Origin of the sequence: Enterococcus sp. CSURQ0835, from assembly GCF_902706605.1 — a bacterium.
Lineage (GTDB): Bacteria > Bacillota > Bacilli > Lactobacillales > Enterococcaceae > Enterococcus_A.
Genome location: NZ_CACSLH010000001.1, coordinates 87,206 through 112,149 on the forward strand (window position 1 = coordinate 87,206; position 24,944 = coordinate 112,149).

23 protein-coding genes and 1 tRNA gene are annotated in these 24,944 nt (G+C 37.9%); 4 read left to right on the top strand and 20 right to left on the bottom strand.

The features are described from left to right. Window position 1: 1 nt before the first annotated feature. The 3 genes from yycF to GVJ38_RS00425 all read right to left on the bottom strand — a co-directional run bounded on the left by yycF (window position 2) and on the right by GVJ38_RS00425 (window position 2,364). Window positions 2–706, bottom strand: a complete 705-nt coding sequence (yycF, locus tag GVJ38_RS00415) for a response regulator YycF (RefSeq protein WP_159721192.1) — start codon at window positions 704–706, stop codon at window positions 2–4. Window positions 707–968: 262 nt separating this feature from the next. Next, window positions 969–1,823, bottom strand: a complete 855-nt coding sequence (locus GVJ38_RS00420) for a DegV family protein (RefSeq protein WP_442895989.1) — start codon at window positions 1,821–1,823, stop codon at window positions 969–971. Then, window positions 1,813–2,364: a DUF1836 domain-containing protein gene (locus GVJ38_RS00425; protein ID WP_235032773.1), complete on the bottom strand. Its 552-nt coding sequence runs from the start codon at window positions 2,362–2,364 to the stop codon at window positions 1,813–1,815. Before GVJ38_RS00425 ends, GVJ38_RS00420 begins: the two co-directional genes overlap by 11 nt. Window positions 2,365–2,512: 148 nt before the next feature. Here GVJ38_RS00425 and GVJ38_RS00430 point away from each other — a divergent pair. Then, window positions 2,513–2,585: transfer RNA gene (locus GVJ38_RS00430), tRNA-Lys, on the top strand. A 608-nt stretch (window positions 2,586–3,193) separates the two neighbouring features. Here the strand turns inward: GVJ38_RS00430 and GVJ38_RS00435 are convergent. From GVJ38_RS00435 to GVJ38_RS00460, 6 genes are all read right to left on the bottom strand, one after another. Then, window positions 3,194–3,334: a hypothetical protein gene (locus GVJ38_RS00435; protein WP_159721195.1), complete on the bottom strand. Its 141-nt coding sequence runs from the start codon at window positions 3,332–3,334 to the stop codon at window positions 3,194–3,196. Window positions 3,335–3,468: 134 nt separating this feature from the next. Next, complete coding sequence (locus GVJ38_RS14440; RefSeq protein ID WP_442895990.1) at window positions 3,469–3,630, bottom strand: hypothetical protein; 162 nt, start codon at window positions 3,628–3,630, stop codon at window positions 3,469–3,471. Window positions 3,631–3,954: 324 nt separating this feature from the next. Then, on the bottom strand, window positions 3,955–4,692 hold the full coding sequence (locus GVJ38_RS00445) for a LytR/AlgR family response regulator transcription factor (RefSeq protein WP_159721196.1): 738 nt from the start codon (window positions 4,690–4,692) through the stop codon (window positions 3,955–3,957). A gap of 5 nt (window positions 4,693–4,697) precedes the next feature. Continuing rightward, the gene (locus tag GVJ38_RS00450) at window positions 4,698–6,002 is read right to left on the bottom strand and encodes a GHKL domain-containing protein (RefSeq protein ID WP_159721197.1); all 1,305 of its coding nucleotides are present in this window, start codon (window positions 6,000–6,002) and stop codon (window positions 4,698–4,700) included. Between the two features lie 81 nt (window positions 6,003–6,083). Next, a complete protein-coding gene (locus GVJ38_RS00455) occupies window positions 6,084–8,249 on the bottom strand; it encodes a peptide cleavage/export ABC transporter (protein WP_159721198.1) in 2,166 nt (721 codons plus the stop codon). Between the two features lie 135 nt (window positions 8,250–8,384). Further along, the gene (locus tag GVJ38_RS00460) at window positions 8,385–9,083 is read right to left on the bottom strand and encodes a Crp/Fnr family transcriptional regulator (RefSeq protein ID WP_159721199.1); all 699 of its coding nucleotides are present in this window, start codon (window positions 9,081–9,083) and stop codon (window positions 8,385–8,387) included. A gap of 98 nt (window positions 9,084–9,181) precedes the next feature. Here GVJ38_RS00460 and hcp point away from each other — a divergent pair, with 98 nt between their 5' ends. Next, complete coding sequence (hcp, locus tag GVJ38_RS00465) at window positions 9,182–10,741, top strand: hydroxylamine reductase (protein WP_159721200.1); 1,560 nt, start codon at window positions 9,182–9,184, stop codon at window positions 10,739–10,741. Window positions 10,742–10,773: 32 nt separating this feature from the next. Here the strand turns inward: hcp and GVJ38_RS00470 are convergent, their stop codons facing one another. Continuing rightward, the gene (locus GVJ38_RS00470) at window positions 10,774–11,958 is read right to left on the bottom strand and encodes an AraC family transcriptional regulator (RefSeq protein WP_159721201.1); all 1,185 of its coding nucleotides are present in this window, start codon (window positions 11,956–11,958) and stop codon (window positions 10,774–10,776) included. A gap of 144 nt (window positions 11,959–12,102) precedes the next feature. Between GVJ38_RS00470 and GVJ38_RS00475 the strand changes: the two genes are divergently transcribed. Further along, window positions 12,103–13,614, top strand: a complete 1,512-nt coding sequence (locus tag GVJ38_RS00475) for an NAD-dependent epimerase/dehydratase family protein (RefSeq protein ID WP_200849428.1) — start codon at window positions 12,103–12,105, stop codon at window positions 13,612–13,614. Between the two features lie 115 nt (window positions 13,615–13,729). On the opposite strand, the gene GVJ38_RS00480 is transcribed toward GVJ38_RS00475, so the two are convergent. Further along, on the bottom strand, window positions 13,730–14,560 hold the full coding sequence (locus GVJ38_RS00480) for a MerR family transcriptional regulator (protein WP_159721202.1): 831 nt from the start codon (window positions 14,558–14,560) through the stop codon (window positions 13,730–13,732). A gap of 77 nt (window positions 14,561–14,637) precedes the next feature. On the opposite strand from GVJ38_RS00480, the gene GVJ38_RS00485 reads away from it, so the two are divergent. Beyond that, window positions 14,638–15,288: a YitT family protein gene (locus GVJ38_RS00485; RefSeq protein WP_159721203.1), complete on the top strand. Its 651-nt coding sequence runs from the start codon at window positions 14,638–14,640 to the stop codon at window positions 15,286–15,288. Between the two features lie 80 nt (window positions 15,289–15,368). Here GVJ38_RS00485 and celB read toward each other — a convergent pair whose 3' ends face one another. The 9 genes from celB to GVJ38_RS00530 form a co-directional block, all read right to left on the bottom strand. Further along, window positions 15,369–16,715 carry a PTS cellobiose transporter subunit IIC gene (celB, locus tag GVJ38_RS00490; protein WP_159721204.1) on the bottom strand — a complete coding sequence of 449 codons (1,347 nt, stop codon included), beginning with the start codon at window positions 16,713–16,715 and terminating at the stop codon, window positions 15,369–15,371. After that, window positions 16,715–17,233 (bottom strand): hypothetical protein, encoded by a 519-nt coding sequence (locus GVJ38_RS00495; RefSeq protein WP_159721205.1) that lies wholly within the window; start codon window positions 17,231–17,233, stop codon window positions 16,715–16,717. Before GVJ38_RS00495 ends, celB begins: the two co-directional genes overlap by 1 nt. 19 nt (window positions 17,234–17,252) lie before the next feature. Next, the gene (locus tag GVJ38_RS00500) at window positions 17,253–17,573 is read right to left on the bottom strand and encodes a PTS cellobiose transporter subunit IIA (RefSeq protein ID WP_159721372.1); all 321 of its coding nucleotides are present in this window, start codon (window positions 17,571–17,573) and stop codon (window positions 17,253–17,255) included. 33 nt (window positions 17,574–17,606) lie between these two features. Next, complete coding sequence (locus GVJ38_RS00505; protein WP_159721206.1) at window positions 17,607–19,586, bottom strand: BglG family transcription antiterminator; 1,980 nt, start codon at window positions 19,584–19,586, stop codon at window positions 17,607–17,609. Window positions 19,587–19,604: 18 nt separating this feature from the next. After that, the gene (locus tag GVJ38_RS00510; RefSeq protein WP_159721207.1) at window positions 19,605–19,919 is read right to left on the bottom strand and encodes a PTS cellobiose transporter subunit IIB; all 315 of its coding nucleotides are present in this window, start codon (window positions 19,917–19,919) and stop codon (window positions 19,605–19,607) included. A 33-nt stretch (window positions 19,920–19,952) separates the two neighbouring features. Next, the gene (locus GVJ38_RS00515) at window positions 19,953–21,386 is read right to left on the bottom strand and encodes a 6-phospho-beta-glucosidase (RefSeq protein ID WP_159721208.1); all 1,434 of its coding nucleotides are present in this window, start codon (window positions 21,384–21,386) and stop codon (window positions 19,953–19,955) included. Between the two features lie 186 nt (window positions 21,387–21,572). Then, window positions 21,573–21,974: a hypothetical protein gene (locus GVJ38_RS00520; protein ID WP_159721209.1), complete on the bottom strand. Its 402-nt coding sequence runs from the start codon at window positions 21,972–21,974 to the stop codon at window positions 21,573–21,575. Window positions 21,975–22,113: 139 nt separating this feature from the next. Next, window positions 22,114–22,737: an ABC transporter ATP-binding protein gene (locus tag GVJ38_RS00525; protein ID WP_159721210.1), complete on the bottom strand. Its 624-nt coding sequence runs from the start codon at window positions 22,735–22,737 to the stop codon at window positions 22,114–22,116. Then, window positions 22,727–24,862, bottom strand: coding sequence for a hypothetical protein (locus tag GVJ38_RS00530; RefSeq protein ID WP_159721211.1), 2,136 nt, complete (start codon window positions 24,860–24,862; stop codon window positions 22,727–22,729). Before GVJ38_RS00530 ends, GVJ38_RS00525 begins: the two co-directional genes overlap by 11 nt. Window positions 24,863–24,944 lie beyond the last annotated feature (82 nt).

The following is a 24,944-nucleotide window of genomic DNA, read 5'->3' on the forward strand; positions in this document are numbered from 1 at the left end:
ACTACTCCTGTTCAGGATTTCTTAAATAATAACCAACGCCACGACGCGTCACTAAATATGCGGGGTGACTTGGATTGTCTTCGATTTTTTCCCGCAAGCGACGGACAGTAACATCAACAGTCCGCACATCACCAAAATAATCATAGCCCCAAACAGTCTGCAATAAATGTTCCCGCGTCATCACTTGGCCTAAATGTTTAGCTAAATAATGCAACAACTCAAATTCACGGTGCGTCAATTCGATCGTCTCGCCTCGTTTTGAGACCATATACGCATCTGGATGAATGGTCAAGTCCCCAATCACCAATTCGCTTTGACCGGTGTCTTCCTCTTCTTTAGGTGCTTGGCCGCCACGTCGTAGATTCGCCTTGACGCGAGCCACTAATTCTCGATTTGAAAAAGGTTTCGTGACATAATCATCGGCTCCTAGTTCTAGTCCTAAAACTTTGTCGATCTCCGAATCTTTAGCGGTCACCATAATGATCGGTGTGTCGTGGGTTTTGCGGACTTCACGCGCTACTTCCAAGCCATCTTTTTTCGGTAACATCAGATCTAATAAAATCAGATCAGGATTGACTTTTTCAACTTGCTCGATTGCTTCTTCCCCATCGAATGCAGTATGGACTTCATACCCTTCTTTGGTCAAATTAAATTTCACGATGTCAGAGATCGGCTTTTCATCATCAACTACTAAGATTTTTTTCACTAAGAGTCACCTCATATATTTTTTTCATATCAGAATATGTACACATACTTGTTTATTATACAATATTTTCAAAGATGTTTCATCCTATCGTCAAAAGCTTTAGTCTTTTCCAAATTCTAAGCGGTAAGTAGAAACGAAAAAACTGCTTTTGAAGCAAACACTTTTGAACGCAGTTATTTGCCAGTCAACGACCTTAGGCAAAATAAAAAGACTAAAACAAGCGACTTGTCTTAGTCTGATACAACAAAACTTATTTCATTATTTAATCAAGCAATTGGATGCCAACGCCTAATGAGCCTGGCCCCGTATGAACCGAAAGCGCCGGTGAGATCGTCCCAAAATAAATTTTTTGAGCGTTTGGAAAATGTTCCCGTAACTTTTGTTTCATTTTTTCAGCACTGTCTTGTGCGTCCGCGTGCGCAACAGCAAGATCGAATCGTTGATGCTCGCCAATAAATTCTTTGACTAATTGGATCGTCTTCTCAAAACTTTTATTCAGTCCGCGAACTTTGGCGACCGTATAATAAATGCCTTCTTCATTACAAGAGATGATCGGTTTTAATTTCAATGCACTGCCTAATAAGGATGACACCAGTCCGATCCGACCCCCTCGCTGCAAATATTCCAATGTATCGACATTGAAAAAGACTTTGGTTTTAGCTAAGTGATTTTCGACTACTTCGATCACCGTGTGAAAATCTGCTCCAGCTGTGACTTGGTTAGCGGCTAAGATGACCGACATCCCCGCAGCGATTCCAATATTTTTGGTATCGACTAAATAAAAATCCAAGCCTTCATAGTGTTCTGTCAACATCCGCATCGCATTGAACGTTCCGCTAAGGCCACTGGAGATCGTGATCACTAAAACTTGCGTGAACCCTTGGGCTTTAATCTCATCTAATACTTTTTGAATCGCTTCACCATCTGGCAGCGACGTCTTAGGCAATTCTTCTTTTAAAAGTGGAAATAAATTATCTGACGTCAATTCCACTCGATCTAAATATTCTTTCTCTTTGAAAATGATTCGTAACGGCACCATAAAAATCGGCGCTCGCTCCACGATTTCTTGCGGTACATCAGTTCCTGAATCCACTAAGATCGCAATTTTATTCATTATCTGCTCCCGCCCTTTCAATTTCTAATAATTTCTCAACTAAGGTCTGATTGGCAAATGACCAGGTCGCACTGTCTAAAGCTAAATGACGAAAATCATTTTCCGTCTGCAAAACAACGTCAACTTTCCGGCCCAATACAAGATCAGCGATATGTGCTAGTGCTTCTTCTTGCCGCAAACAAAAATAATTGTAGACAGCTTGTGGAGCTTCTTTTTCCAACTGCAATTCGATTAGCTCTTTAATATCAGGGATCACCAAAACTTGTTTCAATAAAGTGATCGCGATCAAGTAAGCTAAATGATTGCGGTTGTAGCGTTTTTTGACTGGTGCCGGGATCAATTTATGTTTAACATAGTTATTCACCATTGCACTAGATAAGAGATATTCTTTTTTAGCGACTAATAGCGGTGCTAAATAGCGATCGACTAAAGTGATCACTTGATCCATATAAAGCTCGAGCTCTGGTAATTCTTCCCACCGTGGTAACTTCGTTTGTTTGATTTGTTCAGCCCAAGCTGTGAGTTCATTTTCCACTTTCCCCACTCCTCTCGCGTTTATACTAGCAAAATAAGCATAACTAAACAAGATAGTTTTTGGAACTAGTAAGGCAGTTCCCACCGACCGATTTTTATTTGCAATTTTTGCTTGCATTTTTAAAATCACAATGCTAACATATGAAAGTAATCGATTTGGACCGTTAGCTCAGTTGGTAGAGCAGCTGACTCTTAATCAGCGGGTCGCGGGTTCGAACCCCTCACGGTCCATTGGGTGCCAAACCCACGAGAATGGTAGCTTGTCGGCGTCTTCGGACGTTTAGAAGACGAGCTGCGCATTCTCATTTTTTTGCACTTGGGTAAGGTTCTTGGGTAAGAAATCTAAATACTATCATGTTACCTAAAAAATACATAACGAAAAAATTCCCAGCCAATTAAGACTGAGCTTTCGTACATCCCTTATCAGTCAGACCAAAACCCAACCGATAATTTTTTAACGATCCATCCTTATTAGATTTAAAATAGTTTCGACAATCAACAACCGCGTATCAAATGTAGTTCATGTTCAGCTCCACTTTCCAGCTTAACTGTATAACTGCTCTTGTATCCTCAAAAAAATAGAGCTGTCACTCGTCTTATCAAAAGACTTGGGACAGCTCTTATTTGCTTTTCAAGTGTGCTCGGACTTTAGAAAATAAGTATTAGTATCGTCATAAAACCGATTACAAGTATGTCTATAACACTATTTTTGCCGTTATCGATATTTGAATAGACTACACAGATAGCCGTCAGAGCACCTGACACAAGCCATTCTTGTTTTTTTGATCTCTTGGACGAATTACGCATTGGCCTCCTCAGCAAAACTTAATTGCGCTTATTTAATAGTAGAAGATATTTTTGATTCCAGCAAAAATATCTTTTACTGGATTGAACCTTGCGGTATACAAAGAGGCGCCACTCGGTCTGCCACCTGTAATTTGTTTCAGCTTCTTTTGAGGTACCTGCTTTTTTTTCAACATCTGCTCCTCCTCTAAATTCGTTTCTCATCTTTGTGCGAGATTTCAGTTTGTTCACATAAAAGCTTGTTTTCTCTACATCGCTTATTTGAAAGATCACGTGTGAGCCAAGATCGAGTTTCTCATGAGCTAGCGGTTTAATAGCTGTATATTATAGTCAATAGCGAAATCAATTCTTTCATTTTCTCAGATTGAGCAGTTGTTAATAAAATTTCCTCTCTTTTGAGCGTATTAGAGATCTCTAGATTCATCCAGCTCAAAATAAACGGTACAGAAAATTGCTTTTCTTCTAATTCAATTACATAACTATTTAATACTTGTTTTAATGGATCATTTTTAGCTCACGATTGAGTTCAGTCAGTAATTTTGAAATGAGAGCTACTGCTTGTTCACTACGATCGTTCCCACCAGAAAACCATTTCACTTTATCCATCTGCTTACACTCCTTAATTTGTCAAGCTGAAGAAAACTTAAATTTATATTGTAAGTATAGGAGCTGTAAATTATCAAATGGTGGTTTTGTCATGAAATACAGAAAAATGATCTCAAAAAATGATTCATGAGTAAGACAGCCGCTAGCCAAAAGAGCTAGTACGACGAATAGGAAAGTACGTTACAAATTTTTAACTCAATTTTTTTAATAGTTTTGATTTTACCAATGGAAAGCTGCACGAATACTCTTCAGGAAACAAAATGATTCGATTTTTAAAGTCGATTGATTTTATTTTCTCGGGATTAATCAAAAATGATTTGTGAACACGCAACAGTTCAGGATACTCTTTTTCTAAATCGTTCATTTTCCCGTAGAACTCATACATTATGTTGTCACCATACAAAATGACTTTGTGGGGGCTTGCTGAGGTTTCGATGAAATAGATGGATGAAATAGCAACCCGAAAACATCGAGAGCCAATCCTAAATGATAGATGACGCTGGTTAGAACTACGATCGATAAAAGTGGACTCATGTCGACCGTTCAAAATATTTTCAATCTGTCGTTTTTCATTTTGAATTTCTGGATCTTTGACAATATAATCAAGTGGTGCAATTTGGCGTTTTAATGTCTCCAAGGCTAACTCATGATGGGACGTAATAAACACGATTTGAGCAAATTCATTTTCAGTTCTGATTCGTTGCGCTGCATCGATTCCGGTCATCGTCGTAGCTAAATCGATATCCAAAAAGAACAAGCTATTGGTCAGCTTATTATTACTAAGATAAAGAAAAATATCATTTGGATCGGTTGTAGCTAAGACAAGTTTCATATCATAGTCATTGATCATGATAGCATTTTCAATGATTTGTTGATAATGCGCCACCAACAAAATATCATCATCACATAAGATAATTGGTAATGTCATCTCACTCACACTTTCTTTATAGTTAGAGAAGTCACAAATAAATCGTTGTTTACATAATGATTTATTTCTATTTGTTTAGTCTCTTTTACGATTGCTTGCAGATTGGACATGCCGAAGCCTCGATTCGAGCCCTTGCTACTAAAACCTAGTTTATTCATTGATTCAATCGAAGGTAATTTCCCCGTATATGAATTTTCAACTACAACTTCAACTTGTCTTTTCGACTCAATAAATAGGACATTGATTTTTTTTGCATCTGAGGTAACGGCTGCTTCGATTGCATTATCCAGTAAAATTCCTAAAGTTCGAACCAATTTGACTTCATTCAAATTAATTTCTTGGACAGGTACGATACATTCAAACAAGACTTTTACTCCTTGTCTTTCTGCTTGTGAAAGCTTTGTTACTATCAGCGACTTGACTGAGTTGATTTGTAAATTACTCATTCCGGAAAAACGCATGATGCTGGTCTCCATAAATTGGTGGGAATATTCGATCATCTCTTTTAAATATTTCTGATTCTCGCCCACATTCGCTAGATCAAGATTCAGTCCTAAAAGTAAATTTTTATAATCATGTTGAAACTTTTTCATTTCTTGGTAGTTTTTTTCCACCCCAGCTGTATAGGCATTCATCATTTCTATCTGCTCTTTCAATCTAGAAACTTCTGTCTTTGCTTTATTCTTTTTTAAAGTCATATACGTTAAAAATGTGGTAAAAGAAAATTGGGCAATCAGAAAGCCCATCATCACTAGACGAAAATTCCCTAACATCTGCATCTTTCGTAAAAATTCGACAAAGAGATACACAAAAGATAAAAACACAATAAGTTGTAAAATGTAAATCGGAGCCGCTTTACTGATAGCTTGCTTAGCAGTAAGCGCCTTTTTGATAAAAAACAGACTCGCTAGGAAAAAAAGACTGTCTAATAAACTCGTTACCGCTACTACTTGACTGCTATTATCTAGCAAGAGATCAAGTGGCGTTTTAAAGAGATAGCTAACAATAATCGACGAAAAAAACGGCAGGATTACATATAATGATAAGCTAATCAAAAAGCCCAGTAGTTCTTTTTGGTAACCACTCGATCGCCAATGTTTAACTCTCAATAATAAGAAGATAGCCGTAATAGCTATCCCTGTGATCAATGCATCCGTCATTGACAATAACGTCAAAGGAAAACTGAGTAGTAAATAAACAAAATAAAACGCTTTGTTCCGAATACCGGTTAGTATTTTGACTGAGATGAGTAATAGAAACAAGTCAAAGTATTCTATAAAAAAATAGGAGAAGGCACTTAAAACAACCATTCGATCACTTCCTGACTTTTAGTAGCCCCATTATACCAACAGTTAACGTTATAACGAACTACAATTTTGTCAAAAAACGACTTAGGCACTTGCCATCATTTCCCAAAGATTTTTATAGACACCATTCAAAGAGCGGAGGCGGTCATGAGTTCCCGATTCCACCAGATGACCATTTTCTAAAACTAGCACTTGATCACACGCCTTAGCAATTGATAAGTGATGCGCGATAAAAATGATTGTTTTATCTTTAAGTTTTAGCAAGCTTTGAATGATCTCATGTTCTAAGCGGGTATCTAAACCGCTAGTAGCTTCATCCAAAATCATTATCTCCGAATTTTTTAATAAGGCTCTAGCAATAGCTAACCTTTGCTTTTGCCCACCAGACAAGTTGCTACCGCCTTCTTCAATTTGAAATTGATAGTTAAGCGGTTGACTTTCAATATACGCTTTTATTTGTGCCAACTCACACGCCCAAATAATTTTTTCATCATTCGGGACTTCGTTTAAACCGAAAGTCAAATTTTCGTAAATACTGCCACTAAAAAAGAAAGTTTCTTGAGACACATAACTTATCGCTTCTCTCAATTGAGACTTGGGTATAGTTTGGATTTTTTCCCCTTGGATTTCTATTTTGCCTAGTTGCAGATCATAAAAATTTAGCAGTAGTTTGGCTAATGTCGATTTCCCTGAACCACTCATTCCAACAATGGCTACCTTTGAATTTTTTTCTATCTCACAAGAAACATTTTTTAAAACAGCTTCTTCAAAACCATAACCAAAAGTCACTTTTGATAATTTAACAGTCGGTTCAGTAGGTGATTCTCGTACAGATAAATCGTATTCAGCATCAGCTAGCAACTCTTGATTTAAAGCAAATACGTCATTTAAACGCTCGTTAGCAACTTTCGCAGTTTGAAGCTTCACTTGTAAATTAATAATATTTTGCAGAGGCGTTGTAAAAAAAGACATCAATGCATTATAGGTGATTAGTTGTCCAATGGATAATCGTCCTTTTAACACTAATGAAGTTCCTGCCCACAATAAGAACGTTGCACTAATAACTTGGAGGGCTGATTTCATATTTGATTGTAGATTGTCTAAATTTGCTTTTTGAAATGATTTTTTCATCAGATCGGTAAATTGATTTTCTACTTTTTGATAGACTTGGTCCGTTGCATTAAATGATTTAATTGTTTCAATCCCCTTTAAACTTTCAATAATTTGCGAGTTGACAACTGCACTCGACTCCATTTGTTCTTCATTTGATCTATCAAAAGGCTTCATAAAAAGGAACACAATACTTGCGTAAACTGGAACAGTGGCAAGACTGATCAAAAACAAAAGTTGATTTTGCAAAAAGAGAGCGGTTCCAACGAAAACAACCATTGTGGCATCTAAAAATAAAGATAACGTCGCATTTGCCAAGGCATCGATGATCTTATTCGCATCTAAAAATCTTGAAATGATTTCTCCTGATTTTCTAGTTGAAAAAAAATTCATTGGTAAGTGAAGAACATGATTAAAATACTGCAGCATAATAAAACTACCTAATCGTTGGCCTAAAAGTGTCAACAAATATTGTTTTGCAAATTGAAAGACTGCTTGAAGAATGTACATACTGAGCAACCCAACCGAAATTATCTCTAATAAACCAACTGCTTTTCGAGGAATAATCTGGTCGATGATCACTTGAAAATAATAGGAACCTATTATTCCAAAAATCGTTAAAAGAAAGGATAAAATAATTATTTTAATGATGGTCTTTTTTTGGTTGATCAGTAGCGGTACAAAGGAAAACAATCCCTTCGTTGAATCCTTGACTGGCACATAGTTTTCAGCTGGATGCGTCATGATCAGGATGCCTGTCCATTCTTTATTAAACGCTTCTGCTCGAACCGCTCTTTTTCCCCGACCAGGATCAGCAATGAGTAACTTATCTTTTTTCCGTCCATAGACGACCACATAGTGCATAAAAGATTCGTCAATGATTACGTGCGCGATGAAGGGAAACGGTAGCTTGGACTCTTCCCAAAAAGAACTATCTGTCTCAAAGACCTCATTAACAAATCCAAAACTTTCTAATGCGGTGACTAGTCCAAACGCAGAAGTCCCGTGAGTACCTGTTCCTGAAAGCAATCGGAGTTTGCTAATCGGAACGGTCGAATCATAAAAATCAAGAATCATGGCGATACAGGCTACTCCGCAATCTTTTGAATCGTGTTGCTTAATTAGTTTGAATCTTTTCATGTCTTACCTCCGCAAATGATTACTTTATGGTAATACTATTCGCGGTAAGTAGCTTAAAATGATAAAAATCATAAAATCATATTTTTCTGTCTTGAAATAAAAATCATAGCTCGTTAAATAACGAGAAAATAAAAATCAGTCAATAGAATTTGAGTCAGCTTGATTAGTTGGTTTTAGTGGATTAGCCAGTAAAGTAAACTGATTTTTTTGGTAATCGATCAAGCCCGCTTTTTTCATCTGCGCAAGTTCTCGCGACAATGCACTGCGCTCCACACACAAAAAATCAGCTAACCCTTGGCGATCAAAGGGAATCTGCACATCATGACTATTTGTTTTCATGGCTTGGGCTGATAAAAAGGCGAGCAATTTGTCACGCGTTTTCCGTTGAGATAAATATTCCATCTTTTTAGTCAGTTGGATATTTTTTTGACTTACAATGGCCAATAAATTTTCTAAGAGCTGGAAGTGTTCCGGTCGTTGGATTTTTTCAGTACTGAAACGTGCTGCGTGGATCAGTAAGACTTGCGTCGTTTCTGCTGCGATCACACTGATCGGCATTTTGGGCGCCTGACCAAAAACAAAGGCTTCCGCGAATAATTCTCCCGCTGCTAGATGCGTCAAAATCGTTCGATTGCCCCAAAAATCTTCTTGAATCCCATTGACACTCCCACTGATCACGATACCGATCTGGGTGGGAGTTTCCCCGACGTGCAAAATAAATTCAGCTTTTTGATACGTATGCAGTTGTGCCTTCAACTCTGTCAATAAATCCGTGATCTTTTCCGGTGGGATTTTTTTGAACAATGGATTTTTTAAAAGTATTTTTGGAACCACTTTCAATTCTCCCTTTTCGGTTGCAAATACAACGTGTTTTTTTCATTCACTGTAGTATGATTCCCCTAGAAAGTCAATTGTTGAAGGAGGAATCTTTAATGGAAGAAATGTTTTGTTTCCAATGTGAACAAACAGCTCATGGTACCGGCTGTACTTTAGCTGGTGTTTGCGGTAAAAAACCTGATGTCGCCTATGAACAAGATGTCTTAACAAGTGAAATGATCGGACTGGCTGCCGCTAGCGATGGACGATCAACTGATATTGATCTAATCGTCGACGGTCTATTCGTTACTATCACAAACGTCAGTTTTGATCACGGCCAAGTCGCTCGTTTTGCGGCTGATGTTCAACAAGCTCGGATCAATGCCGGCGGAACGTTACCCCTTGCACCTGAAAAATTATTCCACGGCGAAGAGAATCTAGTTTCACTACGTTCGACATTGTTATTTGGCTTGCGCGGCATGGGAGCTTACGCCCATCACGCACGCGCATTAGGCAAGCGCGATCCAAACGTCGATGCGTGGTTTATCAAAGGTATGAAAGCGTTAGCCGAAGAACATACCGTTACTGAATGGCTTGACTTGTTACTAGAATTTGGCCAGATCAACTTGCAATGTATGGCGTTACTCGATGAAGCAAACACGTCAGCTTATGGTGATCCCATTCCTACAGAAGTTCCTTTAACGATTGAAAAAGGACCTTTTATCGTCGTGACGGGTCATGACTTACACGATTTAAAGATGTTGCTAGAACAAAGTGCTGGTACCGGCGTTAATATTTATACCCACGGCGAACTGCTTCCAGCTCACGGTTATCCTGAATTAAAAAAATATCCTCAACTCAAAGGAAATTTTGGTACAGCTTGGCAAAACCAACAAAAAGAATTTCGCAAAATCCCAGCGCCGATCTTATTTACGACCAATTGTTTGATGCCCGTTGGAAAAAGTTATCGCGATCGCGTCTACACGACTTCTGTTGTTGCCTATCCTGAGATGAAACACATTTCAGCCGACATTTCGGGCAACAAAGATTTCACCCCGCTGATCCAGCAAGCTTTAGAACTTGGTGGCTATGAACAAGCACAGGCATTGACTGGTATCAATGGGGGCGCGACTGTCACCACTGGTTTTGGTCGTCAGACCGTCCTAGACAGTGCGCCTGATATTTTAGCAAATGTCAAAGCTGGTGCGATCTCTCATTTCTTTTTAGTCGGCGGCTGTGATGGCGCTAATCCCGGGCGCAATTACTATACCGACTTCGTCAAACAAACTCCGGCAGATAGTCTCGTCTTGACCTTAGCGTGCGGAAAATTTCGCTTCAATGACCAAGACTTAGGTGCGATCGGCGATTTTCCAAGAATTTTAGACATGGGACAATGTAATGATTCCTATGGTGCGATCAAAGTCGCCTTGGCATTAGCTGACGCACTCAATTGTTCCGTTAATCAATTGCCACTAACTTTTGTGTTGTCTTGGTATGAACAAAAAGCAGTTTGTGTTTTATTGACTCTTTTATCACTAGGCATCAAAGATATTTATCTTGGGCCGAGCTTACCCGCTTTTTTCAGTGAAACAGTCTTAGCCTTATTGACAGAAAAATTTGATCTTCATCCAATCACTACCCCAGAAAAAGATTTAGCTGTCATGCTGGCACACTGACATAACGTTTCAAACTAAAAACACTTCAAACCTTATTCCGCAGGATCTGGTTTGAAGTGTTCTTTTGCATATTGTTTAGGTGTCGTACCATACTGTTGTTTGAATTTTTTAGTAAACACTGCAACATCTTGAAAACCGACCATTTGACTGATGTGTTTGACAGGTTGTTTTAAACTGAGCAGTAAATTTTTAGCATAATACAACCGCGTCCACAATAACAATTCTTGGAAGCGGGCGTCAAACGTCGTCAACAGTAAATTTTGGATCTGTTTAGTCGTTAAATTCAATTCTTGCGCCGCTTTTTTCAACGTCAGTGGCTGAGCAAAATTTTCTTGGATATAAAGATAAACTTCCCACGCATCGATCCGAGTCGTTTTAAAATTTTTGATTACCGGCTGGCGATACGCTCCCGGTGTCGTGCCTACTTGTTGTTTGAAAGCTTGGTAAAAAGCTGCTTCACTTTGATAGCCGCAGAGTTTTCCGATTTGATTGAGAGACAATTCTTCAAATGGCATCAACGCCCGTGCGTTTCGAATTCGGACTCGATTGAGATTTTCCGCAAAATTCGCACCACTTAGCGTTATTAATTTTTGCTGGACGGCTTCCGTGGACAATTCAAACTGTTGCGCGACTTTTTTTAACGTTAACGGTTGTTGGTAATGTAAATGTAAGTATTTCAGTAACTCATACGGCGGTAACTTTTTTTGCCGAATCGCAAAGACTTGCGCTTTTTGGAACACATACGTCAACAGTGAGATAAATCCCAGATTCAACAATTCGCTTGCGCCTTGTTGTTGCGTTTCCCGCAAGATCACTTGACACAGTTGCCGTACTTCTTGTTCGTCACGTGCATTTAATTTAACGAGTGGGAAAAAATCCGCGACATTTTTTAAAGCGGTGGCGTACTCCTTCCGCGTTGTCGTATTCAATAAAAACAAGCCCAACGAAAACGTAAACCGATAGATCTCAAGTTCAGTTTCTGGAATCAGTTGATGGATATGGTAAGGCATCAATAATAACAAACTTCCCGCAGTAATCATATGAGTCTGGCCGTTCACGATGACTTGCCCGGTCCCCGCTAAGACCAACACCCCTTCGATCTCATCATTTGTGTGCCGTTTTTCCGCTTGTGTGACGTGCTCTTTTTTGATTGTCAGGTCGTACGCATGGAATTGCTGCGAATAATAATCGACACTAGCGTAAGGCATATCTTGCATCTGATCTCACCTCCTTCCTTCTATTATAAGAAAAAAGTGAGTGATAAGGTAATTTTTACGCTGTTTTTCCCGTAAAAATCTTTTTATACTAAAGACAGACTAGTTAAAACGTTTCCATTTTGAATCATAGAAAGGGTGCTGAAGATGAAAAAAATTTTTGTAACTGGAACTACTGGAACCATGGGCGGCGAGGCCTTAAAACAATTATTAGACCGCCGAGACCGTTTCAAAGTCATCACGTTAGCCCGCGATTCTAAAAAAAATCGGACTTTCATGGAACAATACCGCGACGAAAAAAATCTCGAAGTCGTTTGGGGGGATCTGACCCATTACGAAGATGTCTTGAAATGCGTGACCGGTAGTGATTATGTCATTCACTGTGCGGCATTTATTTCACCAGCAGCCGATCGCCATCCAAAAGACGCGATGCAGATCAACTACGGCGGTACTAAAAATATTATCAAAGCCATCTTAGCGCAACCGAATAAAGATGAGATCCGTTTCGTCAATATCGGAACGGTAGCAGAAACCGGTGATCGAATGGCGCCAATCCATTGGGGCCGCGTCGGTGATCCATTGAAACCAAGTGTCCATGATTACTATGCCGTTTCAAAAATCGCGGCAGAGCGAGCGGTAATCGAATCGGGGATCAAACACTGGGTCTCTTTGCGCCAAACGGGAATCATGTCGATCAAAGAATTCAGCTTAAATGAAGGCATCAGCTTCCACCAACCATTAAATAATGTTTTAGAATGGGTCACCGCACATGACTCAGGTGTCTTGTGTGCTAACGCGTGTGAAGATTGGGTGCCAGAAGAATTTTGGGGCCACATCTACAACATCGGCGGCGGTGAAGGGTGTCGGGTCACGAACTATGAATTGATGGCGCAAATGATGCAAGAAGTTGGTATCGATGATTTCAAAAAAGTGGCAGAACCTAATTGGTACGCTTTACGCAATTTCCACGGCCAATGGTATTTAGATTCTGATAAATTAGAAGACTTGCTGCACTTCCGCTCCCAAAGCGTAACTGATTTCGTTCATTATTACGGTAAAGTTATGCGTAACTTAGGTGCGGAACAAGCCAAACAAGATCCTGCTGCACCGCAACCAACTCCAAAACAAATGATCCAAGGTATCCGGGCGCAAAATCTACAAGCCGCCTTATCTGACACTGGAACCCTTCATTGGTTGATCAATAACCAAGAAGCTATGTTGGAACCATTTTTCATTTCGCGGGCACAATGGGCGCAACTTCCAGGCTGGGACAAATTCGTTTTATACCGTCCAGCTGGCAAGCCAGTCGTTTTAGATCACGGTTATGACGAAGACAAACCTGAAAGTGAATTAAATCTAGCTGATGTTAAACAAGCGGCGGCTTTTCGCGGGGGTAAATTACTTTCAACTGAGATGAAAACTGGCGACTGGACGACACCGTTAGAATTTGAATGTCATTACGGTCATCATTTCACCGCTAGTCCGCGCTTAGTTTTAGAAGGCGGTCACTGGTGCGATGAGTGTGAACGCGAAAGTTGGAACTACCACGACCAAGCTAAATCCAATCCGTTTTTCGCCCAAGTATGGAATCCACTTCATGCAGCTAATGAGCCAACGAAAGTGTATCCTAAAGTCGTCAATGATCAAGAGGTCGACTAAAAACGCTTCGCTGAAAAAATAAAACCTCAAAAAAGACGCGTACGATTAAGCTGACGTTTGCCAGCAGCTCGTGCGCGTCTTTTTCATTTCGTAAGTTAGCGGCCTTTCAAAAACATTAAGTAGTACCTGTTTTTCGGACATGTAATTGCAGCTCAGTCAAAAACTCAGCCTCAGTTGCAGTTTGTCGATTGTCGATTCGATACAGCTCAAATGGCTCGCCTAAAATTTCTAATCTCTGCTCATGACAATAGGCATAAAGGTTCGCGACTTCTTGGGCATTTTGCTCATAGCTGCCACGATAAAAGGTCGATACATAGGTCCCCGACAGCAATTCAAAATCTTTTTCCTCCACTGATTCAGGCAAAACAAAAAAAACAGTGTGATAGACATTTGTCCGTCCTTGCTTTAGCTCTGCCAATGATAAAAAAGCGCCGATCTGCAATGAGGCAAAGCTGCTGAGTTTTGCTTCATGTTTTTGTTGCAACTTTTTGATAACAAAGTCCATCTCTTCATCTCGCGTGATATGTTCTGTGATCTGAACACAAGCACGAGCAGATAAATTTTTTAATTGGTACTTGCCAGTGTGGATTTTCCCATACTCAACTAGTTGCTGCTTTTGCTCGGTCACTTGTGCCAGCTGTGCGTCAAGTAACGCCCGCTTTTGTTCCAACAACTGTTGCTCTTTCGTTAACAGTGCCAGTGTGGATTCGACGGATAATTCTGCTAAATAATTTTTGATCTCCGGTAAGGAAAAATCCAATTGACGCAACTCGCGAATGATATTTAATTTATAAAGATCTTTTAAACTGAATAAGCGATAGCCGCTTGTACTTCGTTTGGGCGTCAGTAAACCTAGTTTTTCATAATTACGTAATGCATCGGTACTGATACCAAAAAGTTTTGCGATCTCGCTGATCAAATAATATTCTTTCAAAATTTTTTCCACTCTTTTTACTTTTTTCTTGACCTTGGTATTATACCAAACTTTATGATAGAAGCTGAAATCATTTTGGAGGTTTTACCATGAAAAAAAGCAAACAGCTACTGGGAAATTTTTTCGCTGACTTTTCCACGAAGCAGATCTTATTGATTATTCTCGGAGCGGCCATCGCCACTTTTGGGATTCATAATATCCACCAGCAAGCCGGGATCACAGAAGGAGGCGTCATTGGTGTCGTCTTATTGCTCCACCACTGGTTTGATCTTTCCCCTTCCATTACCTCACCGCTGCTAGATCTATTGTGTTATGTGCTAGCGTTTCGCTTTTTAGGCGGGAAATTTATTAAAACATCACTGGTCTCAACGATCGTTGTCGCCCTTTTTTATCGCTTGTGGGAACAATTTCCCCCAATGTTACCAGATCTGACCGATATGCCTTTATTAGCTGCGATCTTAGGCGGACTCTTTTTAGGGATCGGGGTTGGACTCGTCGTTCGCTTAGGTGGTTCTAGTGGCGGAGACGATGCGCTTGCATTATCCATCTCCCACGTCACCAAAGTTCGAATCTCAAAAGCGTATCTTGTTACAGACTTGACCGTTTTAATGTTATCGTTAAGCTACATCCCGTTCAGTCGGATCATCTTCTCGCTGTGTACCGTGATGATCTCATCTTATGTGATCGATTTCGTCAAAGAATTCAAAGTCGCAAAATTGGAAATGCCCCAGCAACGTTAATTCAGCAATAGAAAAAGGTTACTAGCGGATTCAATTTGAATCTGCTAGCAACCTTTTTTAGTTAGCGTTTTCAATTGTACTTAAGCCCTTGCAGAAAGCTCGACTGCTTTTGCTTGTTCCTCCTTTAATAACTTGGTGTCATAAAATTTGATAAACGGAAACCAAATAGTAAAAGCTAATAGCGTACTGACAACTGCTAAGACGGCGGCTTTCCAATCACCGCCACTCCCGATAAAAGCACCGATCCCTACTGGTGAAGGCCAGGGCATTTGAGCTAGCATCGGTTTAACGATTTCCAATTTGATCGCAAAATAGGATAATGATGCTGCAGCTATCGGAGCTAAGAAAAACGGAACCGCTAAATAAGGATTGTAGACAATCGGCATACCAAAGATCAACGGCTCATTGATATTGAAGATTCCTGGAACTAAAGAAGCTTTACCCAATACTTTTAACTGATCCGATTTTGCTAAGAAAGCAATGAAGATCACTAGTCCTAAAGTTGCTCCTGAACCTCCAACGATAGCGTATGAGTTATTAAACTCACCAGCTAAAGGAAAATTCGCTCCTTGAGCATTGGCTTGCATATTTGCCAAAACAATTGGCGTTAAAAAGGACGTGATGATATTCGCTCCATGGATTCCAACGATCCATAACGCGTGGATCAAGAAATAGATCACCATCACCCCAAGCCAAGTGTCCGTCAAGTTTGTAACAAAACCAAACGGAATTGAAATCACTTTAAAAATATCAGTTCCTGCTATAATTAACACTCCATTGATTGCCATTACAACAAAGGCAATCACAAAAGTTGGAATCAAAGCTGTAAAAGAACGGGAAACGCCAACTGGAACGACCTCAGGCATCTTGATCACCCAATTGCGTTTTACACACAGACAATACAATTTTACTGCGATGATCGACATGATAATCCCAGTAAAAATTCCTGAAGTCCCCAGCCGCTCCACAAATCCTGTCAGTCGGATGCCATTCATCACATGTTCTTTACTTGTAATTGACGTCAGCAACGTGATCTTTCCTTTCACGAGAACCATTTCAGGAACACACATGAAAAAGGCAAAGACTGAAAGTAAGGCTCCCGTCAATGGATTCACATTCAAGTCTTGTTCATCTCGCTCAATCATCGTCAATTCATAAGCAAAGACGATCGCAAAATAGATGGCGAGAATTCCCATTGTCATCGTGTAGACGATCATATAGAGATCACTGATCTTAAAAAAGGTTGCATTGAAAAAACCTTCTAAGACTGGGAACGGTAACGGTAAAATATTCAGCACTAAAAACATCGAGCCAACAATTGTAAAAGGAATTGAAGCCATCCCAGCCGCCATAACCGCGCGAACAATTTTTAGTTGGGCGATCTTAGCCATTGGCCCCATTAAATACTTTTGTAAAAAGTTAAACATTATTCATTCTCCTCACTTAAATCCAAAATCGATTCGTACGCTTTGATTTGTTGATAAGGCTGATCGCGGTTGTCTTGAATTTTTTTCAACCGTTGTTCTACTAATAAAGCGAATAAAACTCCGCAAGTTAAAAGGCTTATACTCAATGCACGGCCCACATTTCCCGGTTCGATAAAAGAAAAAAGCACGTTAAAAGCCGGCGTCCAAATTGCCAATAAGACTAATACATTGCTTACGATTTGAAGCCAATAATATCCTTTGGTCCAAGGAACTGTATTTTTCGGCTGACGGTATAATTTGGTTTGTTCAGCAATCGCTGACAAACTAGCCAGTAATAATAAAAGCGGAATTCCCCACAGCTTTGAACCCGTTAGAAAAAGCAAGACCGTCCAATAGAGATTTGAAAAAAAGAAACCTGCCGTTAAATAACGAATGAATAAGTAACGATTAAAATACATCATTTTCAAACTCAATTGTCTTTGTTTGAGAACTAGAACTGTTTTTTCGCTTTTATTCATCTTCATTGCCCCTCTTCAATTATTCTGCATACCGATGCTGGTATAAAAATTTCATCTCTTGAGCGACTTCTAGTAATGTCATCGTTGTCATCAAATGATCTTGCGCGTGTACCATGATGATCTCCATTTCGATCTTAGTCCCATTAGCGTATTCTTTTAATAACTGAGTCTGTGATTTGTGAGCTTGCAAGATTTTCTCATTGGCCTCAATCAATTGTTCCTCAGCAGTAGCAAAAGCTTGTTCTCGCATCGCAGCAAAAGCTTGATGGATCACAGCTCGAGCATCTCCGCTGTGCAAGATGATTTCAAAAGCAGTTACTTGAAGAGCTTCGCTACCCATTTGATTTTGATTTGTCATAGTTCCTCCTTCTAACTAAATAATTTTAGTAAATTCCTGATAAAAATTTTTAAACGTAGGGATTTCTAAAATTTTTGTTTGAATTTCTAACTGATCAACTAACTGAACGATCCCTTTTGTCATCACAGTAATCCCTTCATTTTCGATATAAGATGGTGAAATCATAAAGACGAATTTGATCTCACTTGCCCCATCCCAAACCATCCCTTGTGGAATCAACGCCACGGCAATTTTAGTTGAAACCCCAATTGGCACTGCCGGATGGGGGACTACGATCTGCTCGCTAAAAATAATTTGACCCATCGTCTCTCGATGCTTAATCTGTTCGAGCATTTCTTGCTTGTAATTCACATTTTCATGCTCACTTAAAACCGTAATTAAATCAGTTAAGATTTGTTCTTTTAACGGAGGTCTATCATAGACTAAAAACCGTTCTTGTATTAATTGTTCATTAAAAATTTTTTGTTTTACTTCATTTGTTAGCTGGGTCACATCTGTAACGATTGGCCGACCTGTGGGATTAAATTGTTTCATAATATGCCGAATTCGATTTACATCTTGGTCATTTAAGAAAACACTGACATGAATCACTGGAATTTGAAAAAGCATCGCTGAAAGATCAATTGAGGAGATGATCAGATCAATACCTTGCAAACTTTCTTCATCAATCTCATAGTAGCCTTTAACCGCAGCTATTGTGATGTGCTCATTAAACTCTTTGACGACCCGATTTTTTAACAGTTGAGCGCTTCCGTAACCCGTAGCACAAATAATCAATACTTGAATCTTTTTCGTATCCTCTAATTTCTCTAATGCAGCTAAGACATGCAGTGTCAAGTACGCCCATTCATCGTCACTAATGTTAAAAGATTGCAATGCCGCCATCTCTCCTAAATGCCGTTTCGTTAATTCATAAGCTTCAGGATAGTCTCTTTTTATCTCGGTGGTCAAAGGATTTCCAAGTCGAATACCACGATTTAACCGCACTAACATTGGAACTAAGTGCTCTAGTAACCCATTTTTCAGCTGATAATTTTCAACCAATGAATAACCGATAGATTGTGAGAGCGATTGCAATGTTTGCGTCAGTTCCACAGCCAATTTTTGATTTTCTTCGTTTTTAATCTGATTAGATTTCGCCATTAAATGTAATGCTAAGTAAGCGATCTCTTCGATGGGGAAATAAACTTGAACATCTTTTTCGATCCGCTGAACAATTTTTTTAGCTACCGCAAACTCCACCGATTGCGGATCGGACACCATACTTGCGTCCTTGATTTCAAATCCTTCTTGCAACCGTTTGATTGCTAATGATAAATGCAAAACCAAATTTTGGATAATAATATCCGACAACTTCAGACTTGCCTCACGCGTCTCATCTAAAATAATGATTGTCAACTCTTCAAAACTGACTTCTTGAAAGAAACGACTATTGCCAAAATAGTCTTTCAGTGGATTACTATAATTTTTCCCAAAGAAGGTATCCATAATAAAATGTCGTTTGTTACGTTCTGTTCCTACCACCCAAAAGCCTTTACCAGGCTTTGAAGTGACCTCTAGTGCATAAGGCAACAATTTCTCTTTAATTTCTTGAATGTCTTTACTCAAACTAGAACGACTGATAAAAAGCTCTTCCGCCAAGTCATCTAAAAATAAAACAGCTTCTTCCAACAATAATTTATTCAGAATATAATTTTGACGATCCGCGCTTTCACTCACTTGCAGCTGAGCCCTTTCATAATTATTTGGTTTAAGATCCAACTGATTTAAAAATAGATCAAAAACTAGTTTATGCTGGATCTCTAACCGATAGCCTTGACCTTGTTTTGCTAAGATATCGCCACCATTTGTTTGAACCAGTTCTCTTAACTGCTTAAGATAATTTCGAACTGTTCGATCAGATAACGACAACTCAGAAGCCAGCTCTTGACTCGTAAGAAAAGCACCTTTATGCTCAATCAACTGTAGTAACAGCAGTTTTTCCTTCTGCTTCATCATTATCCTCCGTTCAAATTAAAGGTTTTCTTCGATGACCTCAGCCAGTTTTTCAATACCAGTTGGGATCGGAACATAGGCTTGAAAAGGAATACTGATGACTGGCTTGCCGACAGTTTCACCTATTTTTTGATACTTTGCTAAAAACATCGTTGTCTGGGGAGAAATCAAGAAGAGATCAAAATCACTTGTTTTAATCATTCGATCGCCTTCAGTTGCAGAAACCGCATCCACCAATACTTCTTCACCTTTACTTTTAAAATACTCGGTTGTCTTTGAAGCCATCATAGAAGATGACATTCCGGCTGCGCAAATAATCAATGCTTTTTTCATAGTTGAAACACTCCTTATTAGCTTTTTGCTAAACTATAACTGTTCGCCATTTGTAGCAATCACTTGTTTATACCACTCAAAAGAATCCTTTTTACTGCGGTCCAATGTGCCATTGCCGTGATTGTCTTTATCGACATAAATGAATCCATATCGTTTTTCCATCTCGCCTGTTCCGGCAGAAACTAAATCAATACATCCCCATGGCGTATAACCGAGTAAACGAACGCCATCTTCTGTGACCGCTAATTTCATTTGTTTTACATGATCTCGTAAATACTCAATCCGATATGAATCATGCACCGATCCATCGGCTTCTCTTTGATCATATGCCCCAAAACCATTTTCAACGATGAATAATGGGAGATGATACATATCTGTAAACCAGTTCAACGCATAACGCAACCCAATTGGATCGATCGGCCAGCCCCAATCAGAAGTTTCGACAAAAGGATTTGAAACTAGATCTTTCGTTTCGTCGTAATCAAAGATAGAATTTTCTGGTCGTTGCGCGATCGTTTGGGACATATAATAACTAAAACCGATATAGTCAACTGTACCTGCCTTTAAATCACTTGCATCTTCTTGAGTAAAGTCAAGTTTAATACCTTTTCGTTCCCAATACCGCAACATATGCTCAGGATAAAAACCACGTACATGAACATCAGCAAAATAGTAACGTTTTTCCATAGCCTTTAGTGCCATCAACGCATTTTCCGGTTTGGAATTTAGAGCATATACTGGTCCCATTGCAATCATACAACCGATTTCAAATGCTGGATTGATTTTCTTACCGATCTGCACAGCTTTTGCACTAGCTACCAGTTCATAGTGCGCCGCTTGGTACATCGTAGCTTCCCGATTTTCTCCCGGTTGATAGACAATTCCTGAGTTTGTAAACGGTGCAAAGTCTTCATAAAAATTGGCTTGGTTATTGATCTCGTTGAAAGTCATCCAATACTTTACCTTATTCTGGTAGCGTTTGAAACAAACTTCTGCAAACTGAACAAATAATACGATCAGTTTACGATTTCGAAAGCCACCATATTTTGTTACTAACTGATAAGGAAGTTCAAAATGCGAAAGTGTCACTACTGGTTCAATTCCGTATTTCAAACATTCATCAAACAAATCATCGTAAAACTTCAATCCTGCTTCATTAGGTTCTTCTTCATCTCCTTTTGGAAAAATTCGTGTCCAAGCAATTGAAGTACGGAAACATTTAAAACCCATCTCAGCAAACAACGCTAGGTCTTCTTTGTATCGATGATAAAAATCAATCGCTTCATGATTTGGATAATACTCGCCTTCAAGTACACCATCCGTTATGGAACGGTAACTGGTTGGCGAGCCAACCGTCATCACGTCGGCAACACTCACTCCTTTTTTATCGGCTTGCCAAGCACCTTCAAGCTGATGAGCAGCCACTGCGCCACCCCAAAGAAAATTCGCTGGTAAACTATTTGTCATAGGTTATTCTCCTCACTCTTTATTTCTCTTAGAGTGTAATCTGTAATCGCTTCCCCATCAATCTAAATTTTTCCGTAGTATTACGGAAAAAGCTTACTCGTTCAAAAAGCTGTTTCTTTAATCCAGTCAATTCTTTCTTGTTATAAAAAAATCACCTACTAAATTTAGCAGGTGATTGGCTACTATTTAATTTTTCACAGGATTTACTTCCACGTGATTCAACTGCGCTGCCGTATTGAGTGGCACGACGATTTGGATCAAACTTTTCGTATCACTATGACTATCCTTTTCGACCGAGATCGTGATGGGATAAAGATCCCCATTTTTCATATGCGCCATACCTGCGTAAGCGATGGTTTTGACCCCATTGAAGTCTTCGGTGTGATCCGGTTTTCCAGCCGGGATATCCACAAAGTCCAACGCTTGTTGATTGATATTATAATCTGGTAACATCGTACGAAAGATCCGTTCACTTTTCTTTTCCAACTCACTTAGCGATGTGTTGGCGTTTTTTCCACACGCTGAAAAAAGTGCCAGCGAACTCAAACAAACGAAAAAGCCGATCAAAAGTTGTTTTTTGATTTTCAAAGCAAAACTCCTCCCTAGCAGAGCATCCCATAACCAATGTTACTTTTCAAACTTAATGAGAACATTTTTAAATCTCAAAAAAGCAGCAAAAACAACAACTAGAGGCATGACAGTTCTGAGAAAGGAGATTTATTAAAATTTAATTTAGGTCTACAATTGATGTAGCATAATTTGAGTAAGAGTTTTCATGAGTTACCATAACAACAGATTTTTTTTGGTTCTCTACAAGGTCATGAAGATAGTTCAATATAAATTCAGCATTTTCCCTATCTAAATTACCTGTCGGCTCATCTGCAAATATAATGTCGTAGGGTTTAATTAGTGTCCTGATAAGAGCTACTCGTTGTTGCTCCCCACCACTTAATTGATATACCTTTTCATTTAAAATAGAGGCTGGCAAAGAGAAATCAGATATCAGTTGCAATAAAGACTCTTTTTGAAACGCTTTATTGTACCTAGACGCAATTTTCAAATTTTCCCATACTGTTTCATTATCTAATAATCCATAGTTTTGAAACATATAACTAATTACGTTTCTTCTTAAATGAGTTATATATTTTCTATCAATCTGAGTACCAAAATACATTAAGTCTCCAGAATAGGAAGGATTTAATAAACTCAGTGTATTTATTAAAGTTGTCTTACCTGAACCACTTTTTCCAATAACAAATACAAATTCTCCTTGACTTACCGATAATGAAAAATCCGAAATGATAATTTTTTTATTTATATTAATTGACAGATTATTAGCTTCAAATATCATTTAACTCCTCCATTAATGTAATTTTTTTCGACTGTAAGCAAAGTACGCCATATATTAAAATATTTATTCCCATAATAATCAAAAGAGCCGGGAAAAGGTATAGCAGTTTACTAGGATTTACAATCATAAATAGACTTAGAGAAATTAAATCCGTCAAAACAGCTAGATATGAAACACTAAGCATTCTATAAACAACAGAATAACCTAATGTTTTTTCAAGAAATATTTTTTTCCTTTTTATTCTAAAAAGTAGTGAAACAAGTTGAAAATTCAACATAACAAAAAGACAAATAATTGTAACACCTTGTAATAGGGAATTAAAAAGTGATGATTGTATTTTTGACACATAAGTTCCATAATCTTGAAAAGCTGATACAGTAAAGTTTATGGTGTTTTTTAGATTAGCGTTTTCAATTTCATTTTTTAATTTATTAAACACAATATCATTATTTGAATCCTTGAAATCGAGATATAATCCCCCATCGACAGTCAATATATTTCCCCAAAAAAGACCGCTCATCATATGAGGATTTACAATAATTGAAATAGGATCGGTAATGGCATAGTTATTTCTTGAATCACCGTATAAGTGATTATAGGTAAAATATTTCTGATTATTTTTAACATAGATTGAATTTATACTTAATTTATTTATTTGAATATCTTGGTTAGGCGGTTCTTCATTTATTATAAATTTTAGATATTTTAAGTAGTTTGTTTTTATTTCATCTTCATAAATTTTGTATTTTTCAGGTATTAATAAACTTATTGTATCTTTTTCTACATTAATTTTGTTTATTTCAGAATGATCGGAAAATACAATGGGATTTCTTTTTAGATAATTCATATCAATAAAAATATCAATTCCACCCATGTTAACAGTAGACGCATGTTTATCACCATGAAAGCGAGATTGGCCTACAGATATAGGCTGACCATTTTTATCATGATCGATTACCGCATAATTGTATGGTGCAATAATAAATGTATCGTATTTATTTTTTATTGCATTATAAAAATTTTGAGCACTGCTAAGATACTGTTTTTCTTCTGCAACATTATTTCTATCCATTTGATTAGTAATATTTGTTTTATACAGCCCTTCCACTTTTTTCCAAGTATTTAATTTACTATTTATATTAGTATATTCTATGAAATTCTGTTCTATCTTTCCAAAAATTGTTAAGCCTAAAAATAAAGTAACACATAAAATAATGGTGAGTAGAAAAGTAATCATTCGGATTGGAACTCGTCCCTTTACAGTGCTATATATCCTACCATAATAAAGAATTAGCATTTGTATAAGCATATACACTAACGTAAAAAAAATACATAATACTAAAGATAGCAAAAAGCTTAGCATAAAAGATATTGTTACGTCTCTTATTACGTACAAATACACAACGACAGCCAAAAATAATCCATATAGCATTACATTCGTTTCTTTAATAGAGTCTATCATCATATGAAATTTTGTATATCCAAAATTCTTTTTTAATAAAGTCTTTTTTCTATTAGAGAAAGATACTATTGAAAGAGATACAAAAAATAATACTAGCAAATAAATCGTTATTGTAATTTGATATTGATTTACAACGTACGTATCTGATTCATTTATTCTTGTTTTTTTAACTGTCCCATATTTAATCAGTATCTTCTCTACAGAATTTACATCTCCTTGAACATATAATATATTGCTTAATCCAACATCTTTAAAATGATCTACAGAAAATAATTTGACTTGCAGATAATGACTTGGGAGATTCAAACTCCCAAGTTTTTTAGGAGAATTACTATTTTGATTCGATGCAAAATAATCATCCTCAAATGAAGAAGAAGCTCCCTTTTTCACCTGTAAGTATTTATTTTTATAAGGATTTGTAGATATGATAGTTAGTTTATTTCTAGCAGTAAACATATATTGAGAAATATTCGTATTATTTTTTTTAGAAATTTCAACAAATTCATCAATTATTTTTCCATAATTAACATCTGATCTATAACTAATATGGAGTTCAGAAACATCTGAATATAATGCCTGTTCTATCTTTTTTCCATTTAATATATCAGAACAAATAAATAATATTAATGTAAAAATAAAAAAAGATAGGACTAAATTTAGCATAGTAGGCCCCCTATTTTGAATAAAAAAAGGATATCATGAATTCTGATATCCTCTCTCAAACATATAGTTAGAAAAATTTATA